A 14335-nucleotide genomic window follows, 5' to 3' on the forward strand; every position below is an offset into this window, starting at 1 on the left:
CGATCCTTCCCCATGCAAGGGAGGGACCGGGGCGGCGGATCATTTCGCGCGGATCGTCACGCCATAGTCCGCCCAGCCGGCGACGGTGCGGCACAGCGTGTCCGGCAGCGTCTTGTCCTTGGCGAGCAGCGGGCTGGTGGTGCGCGGCATGCAGATCTTGGCGGCGGGATCGGCGATGACCCGCGCCGGTACGATGACGACCGGCGGCTTCCTGGCCGCGAGCGCCGGGCCGGCGGCGGCGATGGTCGTGGCGGCGAGCGCGGCGGTGATACGGATGGCGACGAACATGATGACCCCTTGCTGATGCGGCTGCGGGTGCAGCGACATCGGGGCTGGTGCATTAGTCGTGCCAGACACCGGGGATTGGAAAAGCCACGCTATTTCGGCCAGCCAATTGGTCGCTTGCGCCGCCGGTCGGTGAAAACCGCCATTGAGCGGCCGATCGTGCCAATTCGGACGGATCGACCGGTCGCGTCATGTCGTCCGTCCCGCTGAGCGGGCGCACGCTCAGCGCAGAAGCAGCCACAAGGCCATTCCCACCAAGGCGGGCGGCAGGAGGGTCGCCAATATGCCGCCGGCCCAGCCCAGATGGCGGTAGGTGAAGCGGACGACCTCGGTCCAGACGCTCAGCGCCGCCTCCGCCGCCCATTCGGCGAGCCATGTCATGACCCCGATCGGTCCGGCCCCGCCGCGGTCAGGACCCGCGACGGCGCAGCGAGGCGTCGCGTTTCAGCATCGGCGCGACGACGGGGATCGTCATCATCGTGCTCGCCACCGCCATCAGCAGCAATGCGGTGAACGTCTCATGCGTGATGATCTGCTTGTCGAGCAGGATGTTGGCGAAGATGATCATGATCAGCGCCTTGGTCTGCAACAGCCAGCCGATCGCGCGCGCATCGCCCTTGGGCCATTTGAGGATGCGGCCGGCAAGGTGGATGCCGGCGAGCTTGCCGCCGACCGAGGCGGCGAGCAGCAGCGCCGCCACCGCGAACACCGAAGCGCCGCCGACGCCCCATTGCGTCTTCAGGCCGGTCGACAGGAAATAGACCGGCATCACGGCGAGCAGGATCGTCTGCCGGAAGCGGTCCATCCGCGCCTCGCCGAACCAATGCGCGTCGAGCACGGCGCCGGCCAGGAATGCGCCGACCATGAAGTGCAGCCCCGCCCAGTCCGCCGCAAAGCCGCACAGCGCCAGCCAGATCAGCCCGACATACCAGCGATCATTCTCGCCGAGCGCGCGCAGCAGGCGGCGGATCGCCCAGGTCGCCACCGCAAACCCGATCAGGAACCCCACCTGCCGGCCGACCCGCTCCCAGTCGAGCAGGATCAGCGCGAGCACGCCCCAGATCGCGATATCGTCGAGGCTGGCATAGCGCAGCACGCGCTGGCCGAACGGCGCGCGCAGGATGTCGAGCTTCTCCATGAACAGGACGAGGATCGGTAGCGCGGTGACCGCGCAGGCCATGCCGATGCCGAGCACCACCTGCCATTCCGCGCCGAGCGGCCCGCGCCAGCCGGGATAGCGCAGCATCAGCAGCGCCGCGGCGCTGCCCGCGAGCAACGGCACGCCGAGCGCGAGGCCGGCAGTGATCCCGGTCTCGCCACGCCGCCGCCACGCCTCGCCGATGTCGAGTTCGAGCCCCGCCACCCAGACGAACAGCATCACCGACCACCAGGCGATGCCGTTGAGCGCGCCCATCGTCGCCGGGGCGAAGACGAAGGCATAATAATCGGGGAAGATCGCGCCGACCACCCCCGGTCCGAGCAGGATGCCGCCGATGATCTGCACGACGACCAGCGGCGCCCAATAATCGGTCCGCCCGACGCGCCAGATTAGCCACGGCAGCGTGAAGATGATCAGGATGGCGAGGAGAAAGATCTCCGTCGGCGACATGGCGTGCATCGAATCCCCCCCCGTGCGGCCCCCCGGCCGCCGTCTCCCTTGCTCAAGGGGTTAGCCGAGGCGGTGCTGGGAGCGCAATCATCAGTTGGTTGATGCGGGTGTCGGCCGGACGCCTCTTTGGCGATCTGGCCGTATCGTCCCGGAGGGGCGCGTCACGCGTCGGGATGATGGCTAGCCTCGGTCCGTCTTGGCCGTTGCGCGCTCGTCATCGCGGGTGTCTAGCACAGGTCCCACCAGTGCTCCCGCGGAAGTAAGACCTCTGCAACAGTCCTGGCCTCGCCCAAAATGCGTCGTCACCCCGGACGTGTTCCGGGGTCCACCGTGCCGCGTAAACAACGCCTTCGCTCTTACGGAACAGTGAATTCCGGAACACGTCCGGCATGACGACGGGGGTTTCGCAGAGGTCTCGCGCAAACGGGAGCCAGTGCTTCTTCCCACGCCAGCCGTCGCTCTGCTTGGCCACTGGATTCCCGCCTGCGCGGGAATACTAGATAAGTATCAGCTTCAGCGTTTTACGCACCGGTTCTGCCGACCGGCCTTGGCGCCTGCCAGACACGCGAAGCGCCCTCGGCGACAGCGCCCGCCGGCGCATCCTTGCATCAATCCGGGACGCCGCGCGTGCGGATCGCTGCGGCGGCGCGGCGCGAGAGGCGATAAGGTGCGCGGCATGACCCGTCTGCTGCTCGCGCTCGCCCTGCTCGCCGCTCCCGCCTTCGCGCAAAGCGGCAAGCCGTTCACCATCGCCGAGACGGGCGAGGGGTTCGACGATCTGCAGGCGGCGGTCTCGTCGGTGCGGATGGGCACCGCGACGATCCGGATCGCGCCCGGCGTCTATCGGCAATGCGCGGTGCAGCAGGGCGGGCGGATCACCTATCAGGCGGTGACGCCGGGCACCGCGATCTTCGAGAAGCAGACGTGCGAGGACAAGGCGGCGCTGGTGCTTCGCGGGCAGGGCTCGCGCGTCGACGGATTGGTGTTCCGCGGCTATCGCGTCGCCGATGGCAATGGCGCGGGCATCCGGACCGAGATGGGCGACCTCACCGTCAGCAATGCGATGTTCCTCGACAGTCAGGAGGGCATCCTCGGCGGCGAGCCGACCGGGCAGCGGATTACCATCGATCATTCGACCTTCGCCGGGCTCGGCCAGTGCGACGAGGCACCCAATTGCGCGCACGCCATCTACCTCGCCAATCGCGGGCAGGTGACGATCACCCGTTCGCGTTTCGAGCGCGGCACCGGCGGCCATTACGTCAAGCTGCGCGTCCCCAACGTGACGATCACCGACAACAGCTTTGACGACACCGCCGGGCGCAAGACGAACTATATGATCGACCTGCCGGATGGCGCCCGCGGGCTGATCGCGCGCAACAGCTTCGTCCAGGGGCGCGGCAAGGAGAATAGCAGCGGGCTGATCGTGGTGGCGGCGGAAGCCCGGACCTATCCGTCGGCGGGCTTGCGCATCGAGGACAATGACGCGCGCCTCGCCCCGGGGGCGCCGGGCAACCCGGCCTTCGTCGCCGACTTGAGCCACGAGCGGCTGGCGGTCGGCGCGAACCGGCTGGGGGCGGGGATCCGGATGTTCGAGACGCGCTGAGCGCGGCGGTCGCTTCGTCGAGCTCGTAACCGCCTGACGGCGATGTATTGAATCAGCGGAGGCGCTCTATCGTCTCGCCCTCGTCGGGCAGCGCGGGCGGAACTTCCGCCGGTCGGCGGGCGGTGCGGACGATCACCGCGGTCGACAGCAGGATCGACGAGACGAGCGCGCCGACCGAGAGCAGCCCGGCCGGCGTCATCGTCAGCTCGGCGCGCACACGGCTGCGTTTGCCCAGGCGCAGGGTGAACGCCGCGCGCTGGGCGTTCGGCTGGTGGGGATGGTGCCTGGCCATGACCGCTCAACGTGCGACGCGGTCTGACGGTCCCGGCGCGACGCGCAGCCGCCGCGGATCGAGCACCACATAGCGGATGTGCGTGCGGTTCCACGTATAGCTGATATGGATCAGCCCGTCGCGGCTCTGGATCACCGCGGGATAGGCATAGCCGTCGGGCCGCGGCTTGCTTTCCAGCGTCAGCACCGGCTGCCAGCACGCCGTCGTCGGACAGCGCGACGGCGAGCGGATAGCGCGGGCCGTCGCCGGGCCGGTCGGGCCAGTGCGCGCTGTGATTGTAGACGATCAGCTGCCGCCCGTCGGTGAGCGTCACCGCATCGGTGCCGGCATTGGGATTGGGCAGGTCGATCGCGGCGAGCGGCGACCAGCTGCGCCCGTCGTCACGCGACCAGCTCATCGCCAGCGCCCCCTGCCGGGTGCGCGCGACGAGCTCGAGCCGGCGATCGGGATAGACGAGCACGCTCGGCTGGATCGCCTCGATCCCCATCGGCGAGGCGATCGGCGGCCCGACCTGCCAGCTCGCACCCGCGTCGGTTGAGCGTTCCATGCGCAGGAACCAGCGATTGTGCTCGGGCGTGCCCTCCTCGCGACTCGACGGAGCGAGCCAGGCGCCCTCCGGCGTCACCACCGGCTTGTTCTTGATCGGACCGAGCACGCCGTCGGGCAGGCGGCGCGGTGCGCTCCAGTGGCGGCCGCCGTCGCGTGACACGATCTCCATGCCCCACCAGGCGCGTGGATTCGGCCCGACCTTGTAGAACAGGTGGAGCGGCTGGCCGTGGGGTGCGAACAGCACCGGGTTCCACGTCGGGTAGCGTTGGCCATCGGCGCTGCGCCCGTCGGCGACGCTGACCGGCTTGCTCCAGCCGGAGCGGTCGTGGCGGGCGAACCAGATGGTGACGTCCGGCCGGCTCTCGCCGCTGCCGCCGAACCAGGCGGCGGCGATCGTCCCGTCGGGCAGCTCGGCGAGCGTCGAGGCATGCGCCTGCGGGTACGGCGGCGCGGGATCGATGAACGCGCTGCTCACGATCGGCGAGGCGGCGGCAATGAGCAGCGCGGATATGGCTATCATAAGGGTTCCGATGCCGGCGGGGACGGGTGCGTTAGCATCGGTGTGGCGGCGGGGGGAAGCGCGGGGGCTGGCTACCCCCGCGTTGGTTTGCCGCCCCTTACCGCGCGCAGGTGTCGCCCGCGCCCGGATCGAGATCGAGGCAGCGGCCGTCGAGGCCGTGCACCGGCAGGCCGATCGTCGCCGCCAGCGTCGGCGCGATGTCGACCGTCTCGACCGACAGCGGCTGTTCGAAGCCGGCCATGCCCTTGCGCCAGAACAGGATCGGCACGCGGCGATCGTAATCCCACGGGCTGCCGTGCGTCTCGACATAGCCCGGGCCGGGCGTCTCGATCGTCGTCACGCGCGGTTTGAGCAGGACGAGCAGGTCGCCCGACACGGCGGGGTTGAACGAGGCGCGGGCACGTTCGAGCAAAGTCCAGGTTTCGGGCGGGGTCGTCGCGAACGGCTGCGCCGCGATCTGCGCGCGGGTAAAGGCGGCGGCGACCTGCGGCTGCGCGGCGAAGCGCTTCTGCGCTTCCGCCAGCACGCGGGCGCGATTCGCCGGCGACAGGCCCTTGGCGAGATAGACGTCGCCCTCCGCCCCGACCAGCACCGGCCCCTTGAGCCCGAGCGCCGCCGAGACCGCGGCATCGACCGCCTTGATCGTCGCGTCGCCGGAGACGTGGCTCTCCATCGGCATCGCATGCTGCTGCTGCCGCTCGGTCATGTCGTGCGCGCCATGGTCGGCGGTCAGCACCACCTCGTAATCGAGGCCCCAGCCGTCGAGCGTCTGGAAGAAGCTGGCGAGCGTCTGGTCGAGCTGATCCATCTGGATGCACATTTCGGTGCCCTGCGTGCCCAGCGAATGGCCGATATAGTCGGTCGCCGAGGCGCCGATGTCGATGATGTCGGTGGTTTCGCCCCGGCCGAGCTTCATGTCCTGGATCAGCCCGGCGGCGATCGCGAACACCGCCGCGTCGCTGGCGGGCGAGGCGCGGAACGCCTTGAGGTCGCCCGCGGCGCGTTCGAACCGGCCCTGGCCGTAGACGGTGCCGGCGACGGTGATCGGCCGGTCGAGCGGCTGGCAGAATCCGGGCAGCGGCAGCGCCGGCTGCGGCTTGGCGACCATCGCGGCGACCGCGTCGCGCCCGCGCTGCACCGCGCGCGGCACCGCGCGGCCGGCGTAGCTGCTGTAGGTCTTGCCGTCCCACCACCAGAGTTCGTCGACCTTGTGGCCGCCCATCATCACCGCGGCGCGGTCCTTGCCGGCGACCGAGACGACGCGCGTCGCCGGGTGCGCCGCCTTCATCATCTCGCCCAGCGTCGGCACCTTGAGGTGCTTGTCGCTGACGACGTAATTGTTGTGGTCGGTGCCGGGGACGGTCTCGTCCTCGCTGCAATAGACCGTCTTGTCGGCGCGCGCGACCGACTGGTCGATCCAGTTGTTGGCGACGATGCCGGTGTGCGCCGGGCGCATGCCGGTGAGGATGGTCGAATGGCCCGGGCAGGTCTCGGTCGCGGCATGGCTCTGATAGCCCGAGGGGAAGACCGCGCCGGTCAGCAGCCGCGCAAAGCCGCCGGTGAAATGGTTGCGATATTGCTGGAACAGATCGGCGGAGAATTGATCGACCGAGATCGCGACGATCAGCCGTGGCGGCGTGGTCGGCGCTGCGGCGGTGGCGACGGGCGCGGGCGTCGCTGCCGGGGGCACGGACTGGGCGGCGGCGGTGGCCGCGAAGCCGGAAGAAGCAAGCAGGGCGGCGGCGATCAGCGCTTTCATCGGGAACACTCGTTTTGCGGGGCCGGCGCCGCTATGGCGGTCGGCGATGAATCGGGCAACTCAGGTCGGGCGGTATGCCGCCGTGAAAGCGATGCGCGCGCTGTGTTGCGTGTTGATGACGCTGGCGCTGTTCTGGACGGGGGCGGCGCATGCCGATCTCGCGCCGGCGGACGGGCCGAAACATCTGGCGATGCGACTCGTCGCCGACAGCGACGCGCCGCGTGCCGGCCAGAGCGTGACGCTGGCGATCGACACGCGGCCGGCGCCGGGCTGGCACGGCTATTGGCGCAATCCCGGCGATGCCGGCTTCGCCCCGGCGTTCGACTGGACGCTGCCCAAGGGCGCCAGCCTCGGCGGCGAGGTGCAATGGCCGGTGCCGACGACGTTGCTCGTCGCCGGGCTGATGAACTACGTCTATGAAGCGCCCTATGCGCCGCTGGTCAGCCTGCGCGTGCCGGCGGGTCTTGCGAAGGGCACGCCGCTGCCGATCAAGCTTGCGATCAACTATCTCGTCTGCACCAATGCGATCTGCGTGCCCGAGCAGCAGACGCTCGACCTCGACCTCGTCGTCGGCGACGGGGCGCCCGCGCATGGCGCGGACTTCGACCGCTGGCGCGCCGCCATCCCCAAGCCGCTCGACGCGGCGGGGACCTATCAGGTCAAGGACGGCGCGCTCGTTATCGCCGTGCCGCTGCCGGCGGCGGCGAAGGTGGACAAGGCCGCCTTCTTCCCGTTCGGGCCGGACATGATCACCTATGCCGCGCCGCAGACGGTGACGCGCGACGGCGACCGGCTGCTGATCGCCACCAAGGGTGCGCCCAAGGGGCCGATCACGGGCGTGCTGCGCATCGGACCCGATCTCGGCCTCAGCATCCATGCGACGGCGGGGACGGTGGCGCAGGCGAGCGATCGCAGCGGCTGGGCGGCGGCGCTGCTCGCCTTCGCCGGGGCGGTGCTCGGCGGGCTGATCCTCAACGTCATGCCCTGCGTCTTCCCGATCCTCAGCCTCAAGGCGCTGCATCTCGCCCGCGGCGGCGAGGACGAGCGCGCGGCGCGGATCGATGCGCTCGGCTATCTGCTGGGTACGGTGCTGATGTGCGTTGCGCTCGGCGGGCTGATCCTGGCCTTGCGCGCCGGCGGTTCGGTGGTCGGCTGGGCGTTCCAGTTGCAGGACCCGCGCATCGTCGTGCTGCTGATCGCGCTGACCTTCGCGATCACGCTCAATCTCGCCGGGCGGTTCGAGATCCCGGTGCCGCAATTCGCCAGCCATGGCGGCGCGGCGGGATCGGTGGCGACGGGAGCGCTCGCCGCCTTCGTCGCGACGCCGTGCAGCGGGCCGTTCATGGGCGCGGCGCTCGGCGCAGCGCTGGTGCTGCCGTGGCCGGCGGCGCTGGCGGTGTTCGCCGGGCTGGGGATCGGGCTGGCGCTGCCCTTCCTCGCGATCGGCTTCGTGCCGGCGCTGCGGCGGCGGCTGCCGCGGCCGGGGCTGTGGATGGAGCGGTTCCGCCGCATCCTCGCGGTGCCGATGGCGCTGACCGTGCTGGCGCTGCTGTGGCTGGCGTGGCGGCAGGCGGGGACGATGGGACTGGCGATCGGCATCGCGACGATGGTGGTCACCGGCCTCGTCCTGTCGCTCGGCGGCGCACGGCAGCGGCGCGGTGCCGGCTTCGGCTGGGCGCTGGCGCTCGCCGCCTTGCTGCTCCCCGCCGGCCTCGCCGCGGCGCTGACCGGCGGCGCGGCCAAGCCCGCCGCGGTCGGCGGCGATGCGTTCAGCGAGGCGCGACTCGCCGCGCTGCGCCGACAGGGGCGGCCGGTGTTCGCTTATTTCACCGCCGACTGGTGCCTGTCGTGCAAGGTCAACGAAGCCTCGTCGATCGACACCGCGGCGACGCGCGCCGCTTTCGCAAAGCACAAGGTCGCGGTGCTGGTCGGCGACTGGACCGACGGCGATCCCGCGCTCGGCCGCTTCATCCAGGCGCACAATCGCGCCGGGGTGCCGCTCTACCTCTATTACGCACCGGGGGCGGCGGAGCCACGCGTCCTGCCGCAGGTGCTGACGCCAGGCATGCTGACGACCCTGCGGTGATCGCCATCGGTCTCGGAACGGAGCGGATTTAGGCGGTTACTTCCGTCGTAAGCCTCTTGTGCGACGCAGCGATTGCCCGCAGCATGGAACCGGCAGGCGGAGGAGGGCTTTACCGTTCCGATGGGGAAACGACCGGCGTTCGATGAGATCATGGGGATGTCCGGCGAGGCGCCGCCGCGTCCCGCGCTCGCCGCGCTCGGTCGCTGGCTCGACCAGACCCCAGACGACGAACTGCGCCGCCGTCAGGAGGCGGCGGAAACGACCTTCCGCCAGCTCGGCATCACCTTCGCCGTCTATGGCGACAGCGATACCCGCGAGCGGATCATCCCGTTCGATATCGTCCCGCGCGTCTTCCTCGCCGACGAATGGGCACGGCTGTCCGAAGGACTGGTGCAGCGCGTCGAGGCGATCAACGCCTTCCTCGACGATATCTACGGCGAGCGCCGCATCCTGGCCGAAGGCGTGCTGCCGCCCGACCTGATCCTCGGCAATCCGCAGTTCCGCCCGGAGATCGCCGGGATGCGCCCGCCGCACGGCATCTGGGCGCATATCTGCGGCATCGACCTGGTGCGCACCGGCCCCGACGAATTCTTCGTGCTCGAGGACAATGCGCGCACGCCGTCGGGCGTCAGCTATATGCTCGAAAATCGCGAGGCGATGGTGCGGCTGTGCCCCGAGCTGTTCCGCGAATACCGCGTCGAGCCGGTCGACAGCTATCCCGACCGGCTGCTCGCGACGATGAAATCGGTGGCACCGCCGGGTGTGCGCGGCGGGTCGGCGGGGCCGGTCTGCGTCGTGCTGACGCCGGGTCATTACAATTCCGCTTATTACGAACACAGCTTCCTCGCCGATTCGATGGGGATCGAGCTGGTCGAGGCGGCCGATCTCGTCGTCGACGACGATTACGTCTGGATGCGCACGATCGCCGGGCGGGTGCGCGTCGACGTCATCTATCGCCGGGTCGACGACGATTATCTCGACCCGCTCGTCTTCCGCGCCGATTCGATGCTCGGCGTGCCGGGGCTGATCGCCGCTTATGCCGCGGGCAATGTCGCGATCATCAACGCGCCCGGCAACGGCATCGCCGACGACAAGGCGATCTACAGCTATATGCCCGAGATCGTCCGCTTCTATTCGGGCGGCGAGGCGAAGCTGCCCAATGTCGAGACGTGGCGCTGCCGCGAGCCGAAGGCGCTGCGCTACGTGCTCGACCATCTCGACGAGCTGGTGGTCAAGCTGGTCGACGGATCGGGCGGCTACGGCATGCTGGTCGGCCCGACCGCGAGCCGCGCCGAGATCGACGCCTTCCGCGCCGCGCTGATCGCCGAGCCGCATCGCTATATCGCGCAGCCGACGCTGGCGCTGTCGACCGTACCGACGCTCGCCGACAGCGGGCTCAGCCCGCGCCACGTCGACTTCCGCCCGTTCGTGCTGACCGGATCGAACGGCGTGCAGGTGGTGCCCGGCGGGCTGACGCGGGTGGCTCTCAAGCAAGGATCGCTGGTCGTCAATTCGAGCCAGGGCGGCGGCACCAAGGACAGTTTCGTGCTGATGGCGGAGCCTGCGGGGCAGTCGCAGACCCAGACGATGGGCGGGATGACGCAGCGGCAGGGAGGCGGCGCATGATGCTCTCGCGCACCGCGTCGTCGCTCTACTGGCTTGGCCGCTATATCGAGCGCGCGGATTTCTACGCGCGGCTGATCGAGGCGACGGTGCGGCTCGACGTGATGTCGTCGCGCCCCGCGGGCGAGGTCGCCTGGTCGTCGGCGCTGGCGGTGACCGATACCGAGGCGGACTTTGCGGCGTTCGGCGGCGAGTTGACGCAGACCGACGTGGTGCGCTTCCTCGCGCTCGACACGCGGCACGGCGGCTCGGTGATCCGCTGCCTCGACCGCGCGCGCACCAACGCCAAGGCGGTGCGCACCGCGCTGAGCCGCGAGGCGTGGACCGCGATCAACCGCGCCTGGCTGGTGTTCGAGAACCGCCGCCAGATCGGCGAGACGCAGGCGACGCTCAGCCTGGTCGAGGCGGTGAAGAACGAGACGCGCGGTTTCGAGGGCGCGGTGCACCAGATGCTGCGCAATCAGGCGCATTGGTTCATCCGGCTGGGGCAAGCCGTGGAGCGCGCCGACAACACCGCGCGGCTGCTCGACGTCAAATATCATATCCTGCTCCCCGCCGGCGAGACGGTCGGCGGCGTCGTCGATCGCGATCAATGGACGACGATCCTGCAGACGGTGTCAGCGGTGACCGCCTATCGCTGGCTCTATTCGGACGGGCTGGTCCCCGCCAACGTCATCGACCTGCTGATCGCCAGCCGCGACCTGCCGCGCAGCCTGATGGCCTCGGCGGACACGACGGTCGAGCTGCTCGGCCTGCTCGCCGAACGCACCGGCAGCCATGGCGAGGCCGACCGGATGGCGCGGATGCGCGCGACGCGGCTCGGCAAGACCCGCTCGGGCGAGGTCATCGCCAGCGGCCTGCACCAATATCTGCAAGCCTTCATCCGCGAGAACGGCCAGCTGCACGAAGCGATCGGCCGCCAGTTCCGGTTCGGCTGATGCGCCTGTCGATCGATCACCGTACCGTCTACCGCTTCAGCGAGCCGCAGAGCCGGCTGGTGCAGATGCTGCGCATGACGCCCGAGAACAGCCACGACCAGACGGTGGCGCGCTGGCGGATCGACGTCGATTGCGACGTCAAGATGCGGCGCGGGCGCGACGGTTTCGGCAATGCAATCACGATGCTCTACGCCGAGGGGCCGATCGCCGACATCGAGATCGCGGTGCGCGGCGAGGTGCTGACCAGCCATTCCGACGGCGTGGTGCGCGGCGTGTCAGAAGCGCTGCCGCCCGCCGTCTTCCTGCGCGCGACCGAGGCGACGCCGCGCGATCCGGCGATCGCCGCCTTCGCCGCCGGAATCACCGCCGCGGCGGATGGCGTCGTCGGCATGCTGCACGGGCTCAACCGCGCGATCCATGCGCGCTTCACCGCCGACCGCGCGCGGCCGGAGCCGGGGCTGAGCGCCGCGGCGGCCTTCGACCGACCGACCGCGACGTCGCGCGATCTCGCGCAGATCTTCGCGGTGGCGGCGCGGTCGCTCGACGTGCCGGCGCGCTACGTCACCGGCTACAGCATCGTCGAGGGCGCGACGCGGCCGACCCCGCACGGCTGGGCGGAGGCCTTCGTCGAAGGGCTCGGCTGGGTCGGCTTCGATCCCTTCACCGGCCGCTCGCCGCAGGAGGAGAGCGTCCGCGTCGCCGCGGCGCTCGATGCGGCGGGCGCGGCGCCGGTGGCGGGATCGCGGCTCGGCGAGGGCGAGGAGGAACTCGACGTCGCGGTCACCGTATCCGCCCAGTAGGGCATTAAACTCGGTGTCACGAAGGCACCGACTTCGATCAGCTTCGTTGAGTGAGCGCAGATCCCTGCGAAGCGAGATTTCCGATCATGACCGATACCCTGGCCCGCAACCCCGGCAACGGCGGCGAGACGCATCAGACCACCGACGCCGACCATCCGGTGCTCACCACCAATCACGGCACGCCGATCAGCGACAACCAGAACCAGCTGAAAGCCGGTGCGCGCGGCCCGGTGCTGCTCGAGGATGAGGTCTATCGCGAGAAGATCAACCATTTCGATCACGAGCGCATTCCAGAGCGGATCGTCCATGCGCGCGGTTCGGCGGCGCACGGCTATTTCGAATGTACCGAAAGCCTCGCCGACATCACCGTCGCCGACCTGTTCCAGAAGAAGGGCCAGCGCACCGAGGTGTTCACCCGCTTCTCGACCGTCGCGGGTGGCGCGGGATCGGTCGACACGCCGCGCGACGTGCGCGGCTTCGCGGTCAAATTCTACACGCGCGAAGGCAATTGGGACCTGGTCGGCAACAACATCCCGGTCTTCTTCATCCAGGATGCGATCAAATTCCCCGATCTGATCCATGCCGCCAAGATGGAGGCCGACCGCGGCTATCCGCAGGCGGCGACCGCGCATGACACCTTCTGGGACTTCATCAGCCTGATGCCCGAGGCGACGCACATGATCATGTGGGCGATGTCGGACCGCACGCTGCCGCGCACCTTCGCCAATATGGAAGGTTTCGGCGTCCACACCTTCCGCTTCATCAACGCCGAGGGCAGGAGCACCTTCGTCAAGTTCCACTGGAAGCCGCGCGCCGGCCTCGCCTCGACGATCTGGGACGAGACGGTGAAGATCGCCGGTGCCGATCCCGACTTCCAGCGCCGCGACCTGTTCGAGCGGATCGAGCGCGGCGATTACCCGACCTGGGATCTCGGCGTGCAGTTGTTCGACGAGGATTTCGCCAACAGCCAGCCCTATGACGTCCTCGACGCGACCAAGATCATCCCCGAGGAAGTCCTGCCGGTGAAGATCGTCGGCAAGATGGTGCTCGATCGCTATCCCGACAATTACTTCGCCGAGACGGAGCAGGCGGCGTTCGTGCCGAGCCATGTCGTACCGGGCATCGGCTTCTCCAACGATCCGTTGTTGCAGGGTCGGCTGTTCAGCTACACCGACACGCAATTGTCGCGTCTCGGCTCGGTCAACTTCCACCAGTTGCCGATCAACGCCGCCAAGGGCCGCGAGGCGGCGACAGGCTGTCCGTTCCTCAACCAGCAGCGCGACGGCCACATGCAGATGGCGGTGCCCAAGGGACGCGCCAACTACGAGCCCAACAGCCTCGCCAAGGCAGGGGAAGAGGCGGGCGCGCGCGAAGACCCGGCCAAGGGCTACAAGACCTTCCCGTCGGAGGAGCAGGGACAGAAGCTGCGTATCCGCCCCGAGAGCTTCGCCGATCATTACAGCCAGGCGCGGCTGTTCTTCCGCTCGATGGATACGGCGGAACAGGCGCATATCGCATCGGCGCTGGTGTTCGAACTGTCGAAGGTCAGCCTCGACCATATCCGCACCGCGATGCTCGCCAACCTGCGCAACGTCGATGAGGATCTTGCGACGCGCGTCGCCGAGGGACTGGCGATGGATCTGCCGGACGCCGCCCCGACCGCCGCGCCGGTGCTCGACATGGCGGTGTCGCCGGCGTTGCGCATCATCCGCGGGCCGCTCGAAAAGCATACGCTCGAGGGGCGCACCGTGGGCATCCTGATCGCCGACGGCAGCGATGCGGCGGCGCTCGCCACGCTCAAGGATGCGGTCAAGGCGGCCGGTGGTCATGCGATGACGATCGCGCCCAAGGTCGGCAAGGTGCCGCTCTCCGACGGATCGACGATCGCCGCCGATGCGCAATTGTTCGGCCAGCCTTCGGTGACGGTCGATGCCTGCGCGGTAATCCTGTCCGACGCGGCGGCGGCCAAGCTCGTCAAGGAAGGCGCGGCGGTCCAGTGGGTGATGGACGCCTTCGGTCACCTCAAGGCGATCGGCGCGAACGAGGCGGCCAAGCCGCTGCTCGACAAGGCGGGCGTCGAGGCGGACGAGGGCGTTACCGATCTCGCCGGCTTCGTCGAGGCGGCGAAGCAGCGCTATTGGGATCGCGAGGCGAAGGTGCGCACGCTGGCGTAACGGCCCCGGGCGGCAGCCCCAGCTGCCGCCATTAACCCTATCATAAGCCGCCCGCTCTACCCGTCATACGGTGAGCGGGCGGCATATCTCTTTCTTC

12 protein-coding genes and 1 pseudogene are annotated in these 14335 nt (G+C 69.3%); 6 read left to right on the plus strand and 7 right to left on the minus strand.

Annotated elements, in window-relative coordinates:
• Positions 1-39: 39 nt before the first annotated feature.
• The 3 genes from V8201_RS01860 to V8201_RS01870 form a co-directional block, all read right to left on the minus strand.
• Positions 40-288, minus strand: a complete 249-nt coding sequence (locus V8201_RS01860; RefSeq protein ID WP_271299447.1) for a hypothetical protein — start codon at positions 286-288, stop codon at positions 40-42.
• A gap of 219 nt (positions 289-507) precedes the next feature.
• On the minus strand, positions 508-666 hold the full coding sequence (locus V8201_RS01865; RefSeq protein WP_153810794.1) for a hypothetical protein: 159 nt from the start codon (positions 664-666) through the stop codon (positions 508-510).
• A gap of 28 nt (positions 667-694) precedes the next feature.
• Complete coding sequence (locus V8201_RS01870; protein WP_336544330.1) at positions 695-1903, minus strand: cation:proton antiporter; 1209 nt, start codon at positions 1901-1903, stop codon at positions 695-697.
• 667 nt (positions 1904-2570) lie between these two features.
• On the opposite strand from V8201_RS01870, the gene V8201_RS01875 reads away from it, so the two are divergent.
• Positions 2571-3497: a right-handed parallel beta-helix repeat-containing protein gene (locus tag V8201_RS01875; protein WP_037533880.1), complete on the plus strand. Its 927-nt coding sequence runs from the start codon at positions 2571-2573 to the stop codon at positions 3495-3497.
• 52 nt (positions 3498-3549) lie between these two features.
• On the opposite strand, the gene V8201_RS01880 is transcribed toward V8201_RS01875, so the two are convergent.
• The 4 genes and pseudogenes from V8201_RS01880 to V8201_RS01895 all read right to left on the minus strand — a co-directional run bounded on the left by V8201_RS01880 (position 3550) and on the right by V8201_RS01895 (position 6617).
• The gene (locus V8201_RS01880; RefSeq protein WP_336544536.1) at positions 3550-3789 is read right to left on the minus strand and encodes a hypothetical protein; all 240 of its coding nucleotides are present in this window, start codon (positions 3787-3789) and stop codon (positions 3550-3552) included.
• Between the two features lie 6 nt (positions 3790-3795).
• Entirely contained in the window at positions 3796-3975 is a 180-nt protein-coding gene (locus V8201_RS01885) for a hypothetical protein (protein WP_336544537.1), read from the minus strand.
• Positions 3976-4048: 73 nt separating this feature from the next.
• Positions 4049-4858, minus strand: a pseudogene (locus tag V8201_RS01890) (sialidase family protein); the annotation flags it as partial.
• A 97-nt stretch (positions 4859-4955) separates the two neighbouring features.
• Positions 4956-6617, minus strand: a complete 1662-nt coding sequence (locus V8201_RS01895; RefSeq protein ID WP_336544331.1) for an alkaline phosphatase family protein — start codon at positions 6615-6617, stop codon at positions 4956-4958.
• Positions 6618-6708: 91 nt separating this feature from the next.
• Between V8201_RS01895 and V8201_RS01900 the strand changes: the two genes are divergently transcribed.
• From V8201_RS01900 to V8201_RS01920, 5 genes are all read left to right on the plus strand, one after another.
• Positions 6709-8703 (plus strand): protein-disulfide reductase DsbD family protein, encoded by a 1995-nt coding sequence (locus V8201_RS01900; RefSeq protein WP_336544525.1) that lies wholly within the window; start codon positions 6709-6711, stop codon positions 8701-8703.
• Between the two features lie 120 nt (positions 8704-8823).
• Positions 8824-10329: a circularly permuted type 2 ATP-grasp protein gene (locus tag V8201_RS01905; protein WP_336544332.1), complete on the plus strand. Its 1506-nt coding sequence runs from the start codon at positions 8824-8826 to the stop codon at positions 10327-10329.
• On the plus strand, positions 10329-11264 hold the full coding sequence (locus tag V8201_RS01910) for an alpha-E domain-containing protein (RefSeq protein ID WP_037533922.1): 936 nt from the start codon (positions 10329-10331) through the stop codon (positions 11262-11264). Before V8201_RS01905 ends, V8201_RS01910 begins: the two co-directional genes overlap by 1 nt.
• Positions 11264-12064, plus strand: a complete 801-nt coding sequence (locus tag V8201_RS01915) for a transglutaminase family protein (protein WP_336544333.1) — start codon at positions 11264-11266, stop codon at positions 12062-12064. The genes V8201_RS01910 and V8201_RS01915 overlap by 1 nt, the downstream gene beginning before the upstream one ends.
• Positions 12065-12150: 86 nt before the next feature.
• The gene (locus tag V8201_RS01920; protein ID WP_336544334.1) at positions 12151-14238 is read left to right on the plus strand and encodes a catalase; all 2088 of its coding nucleotides are present in this window, start codon (positions 12151-12153) and stop codon (positions 14236-14238) included.
• Positions 14239-14335 lie beyond the last annotated feature (97 nt).

The sequence above is a fragment of the Sphingomonas kyungheensis genome (assembly GCF_037120395.1).
Taxonomy (GTDB): Bacteria; Pseudomonadota; Alphaproteobacteria; order Sphingomonadales; family Sphingomonadaceae; genus Sphingomonas; species Sphingomonas kyungheensis.

Excerpts from the sequence above, each read along its gene's own strand:
- V8201_RS01860 (WP_271299447.1), bottom strand. The coding sequence starts at position 288 with ATGTTCGTCGCCATCCGTATCACCGCCGCGCTCGCCGCCACGACCATC.
- V8201_RS01865 (WP_153810794.1), bottom strand. The coding sequence starts at position 666 with ATGACATGGCTCGCCGAATGGGCGGCGGAGGCGGCGCTGAGCGTCTGG.
- V8201_RS01870 (WP_336544330.1), bottom strand. The coding sequence starts at position 1,903 with ATGCACGCCATGTCGCCGACGGAGATCTTTCTCCTCGCCATCCTGATC.
- V8201_RS01875 (WP_037533880.1), top strand. The coding sequence starts at position 2,571 with ATGACCCGTCTGCTGCTCGCGCTCGCCCTGCTCGCCGCTCCCGCCTTC.
- V8201_RS01880 (WP_336544536.1), bottom strand. The coding sequence starts at position 3,789 with ATGGCCAGGCACCATCCCCACCAGCCGAACGCCCAGCGCGCGGCGTTC.
- V8201_RS01895 (WP_336544331.1), bottom strand. The coding sequence starts at position 6,617 with ATGAAAGCGCTGATCGCCGCCGCCCTGCTTGCTTCTTCCGGCTTCGCG.
- V8201_RS01900 (WP_336544525.1), top strand. The coding sequence starts at position 6,709 with ATGCGCGCGCTGTGTTGCGTGTTGATGACGCTGGCGCTGTTCTGGACG.
- V8201_RS01905 (WP_336544332.1), top strand. The coding sequence starts at position 8,824 with ATGGGGAAACGACCGGCGTTCGATGAGATCATGGGGATGTCCGGCGAG.
- V8201_RS01910 (WP_037533922.1), top strand. The coding sequence starts at position 10,329 with ATGCTCTCGCGCACCGCGTCGTCGCTCTACTGGCTTGGCCGCTATATC.
- V8201_RS01915 (WP_336544333.1), top strand. The coding sequence starts at position 11,264 with ATGCGCCTGTCGATCGATCACCGTACCGTCTACCGCTTCAGCGAGCCG.
- V8201_RS01920 (WP_336544334.1), top strand. The coding sequence starts at position 12,151 with ATGACCGATACCCTGGCCCGCAACCCCGGCAACGGCGGCGAGACGCAT.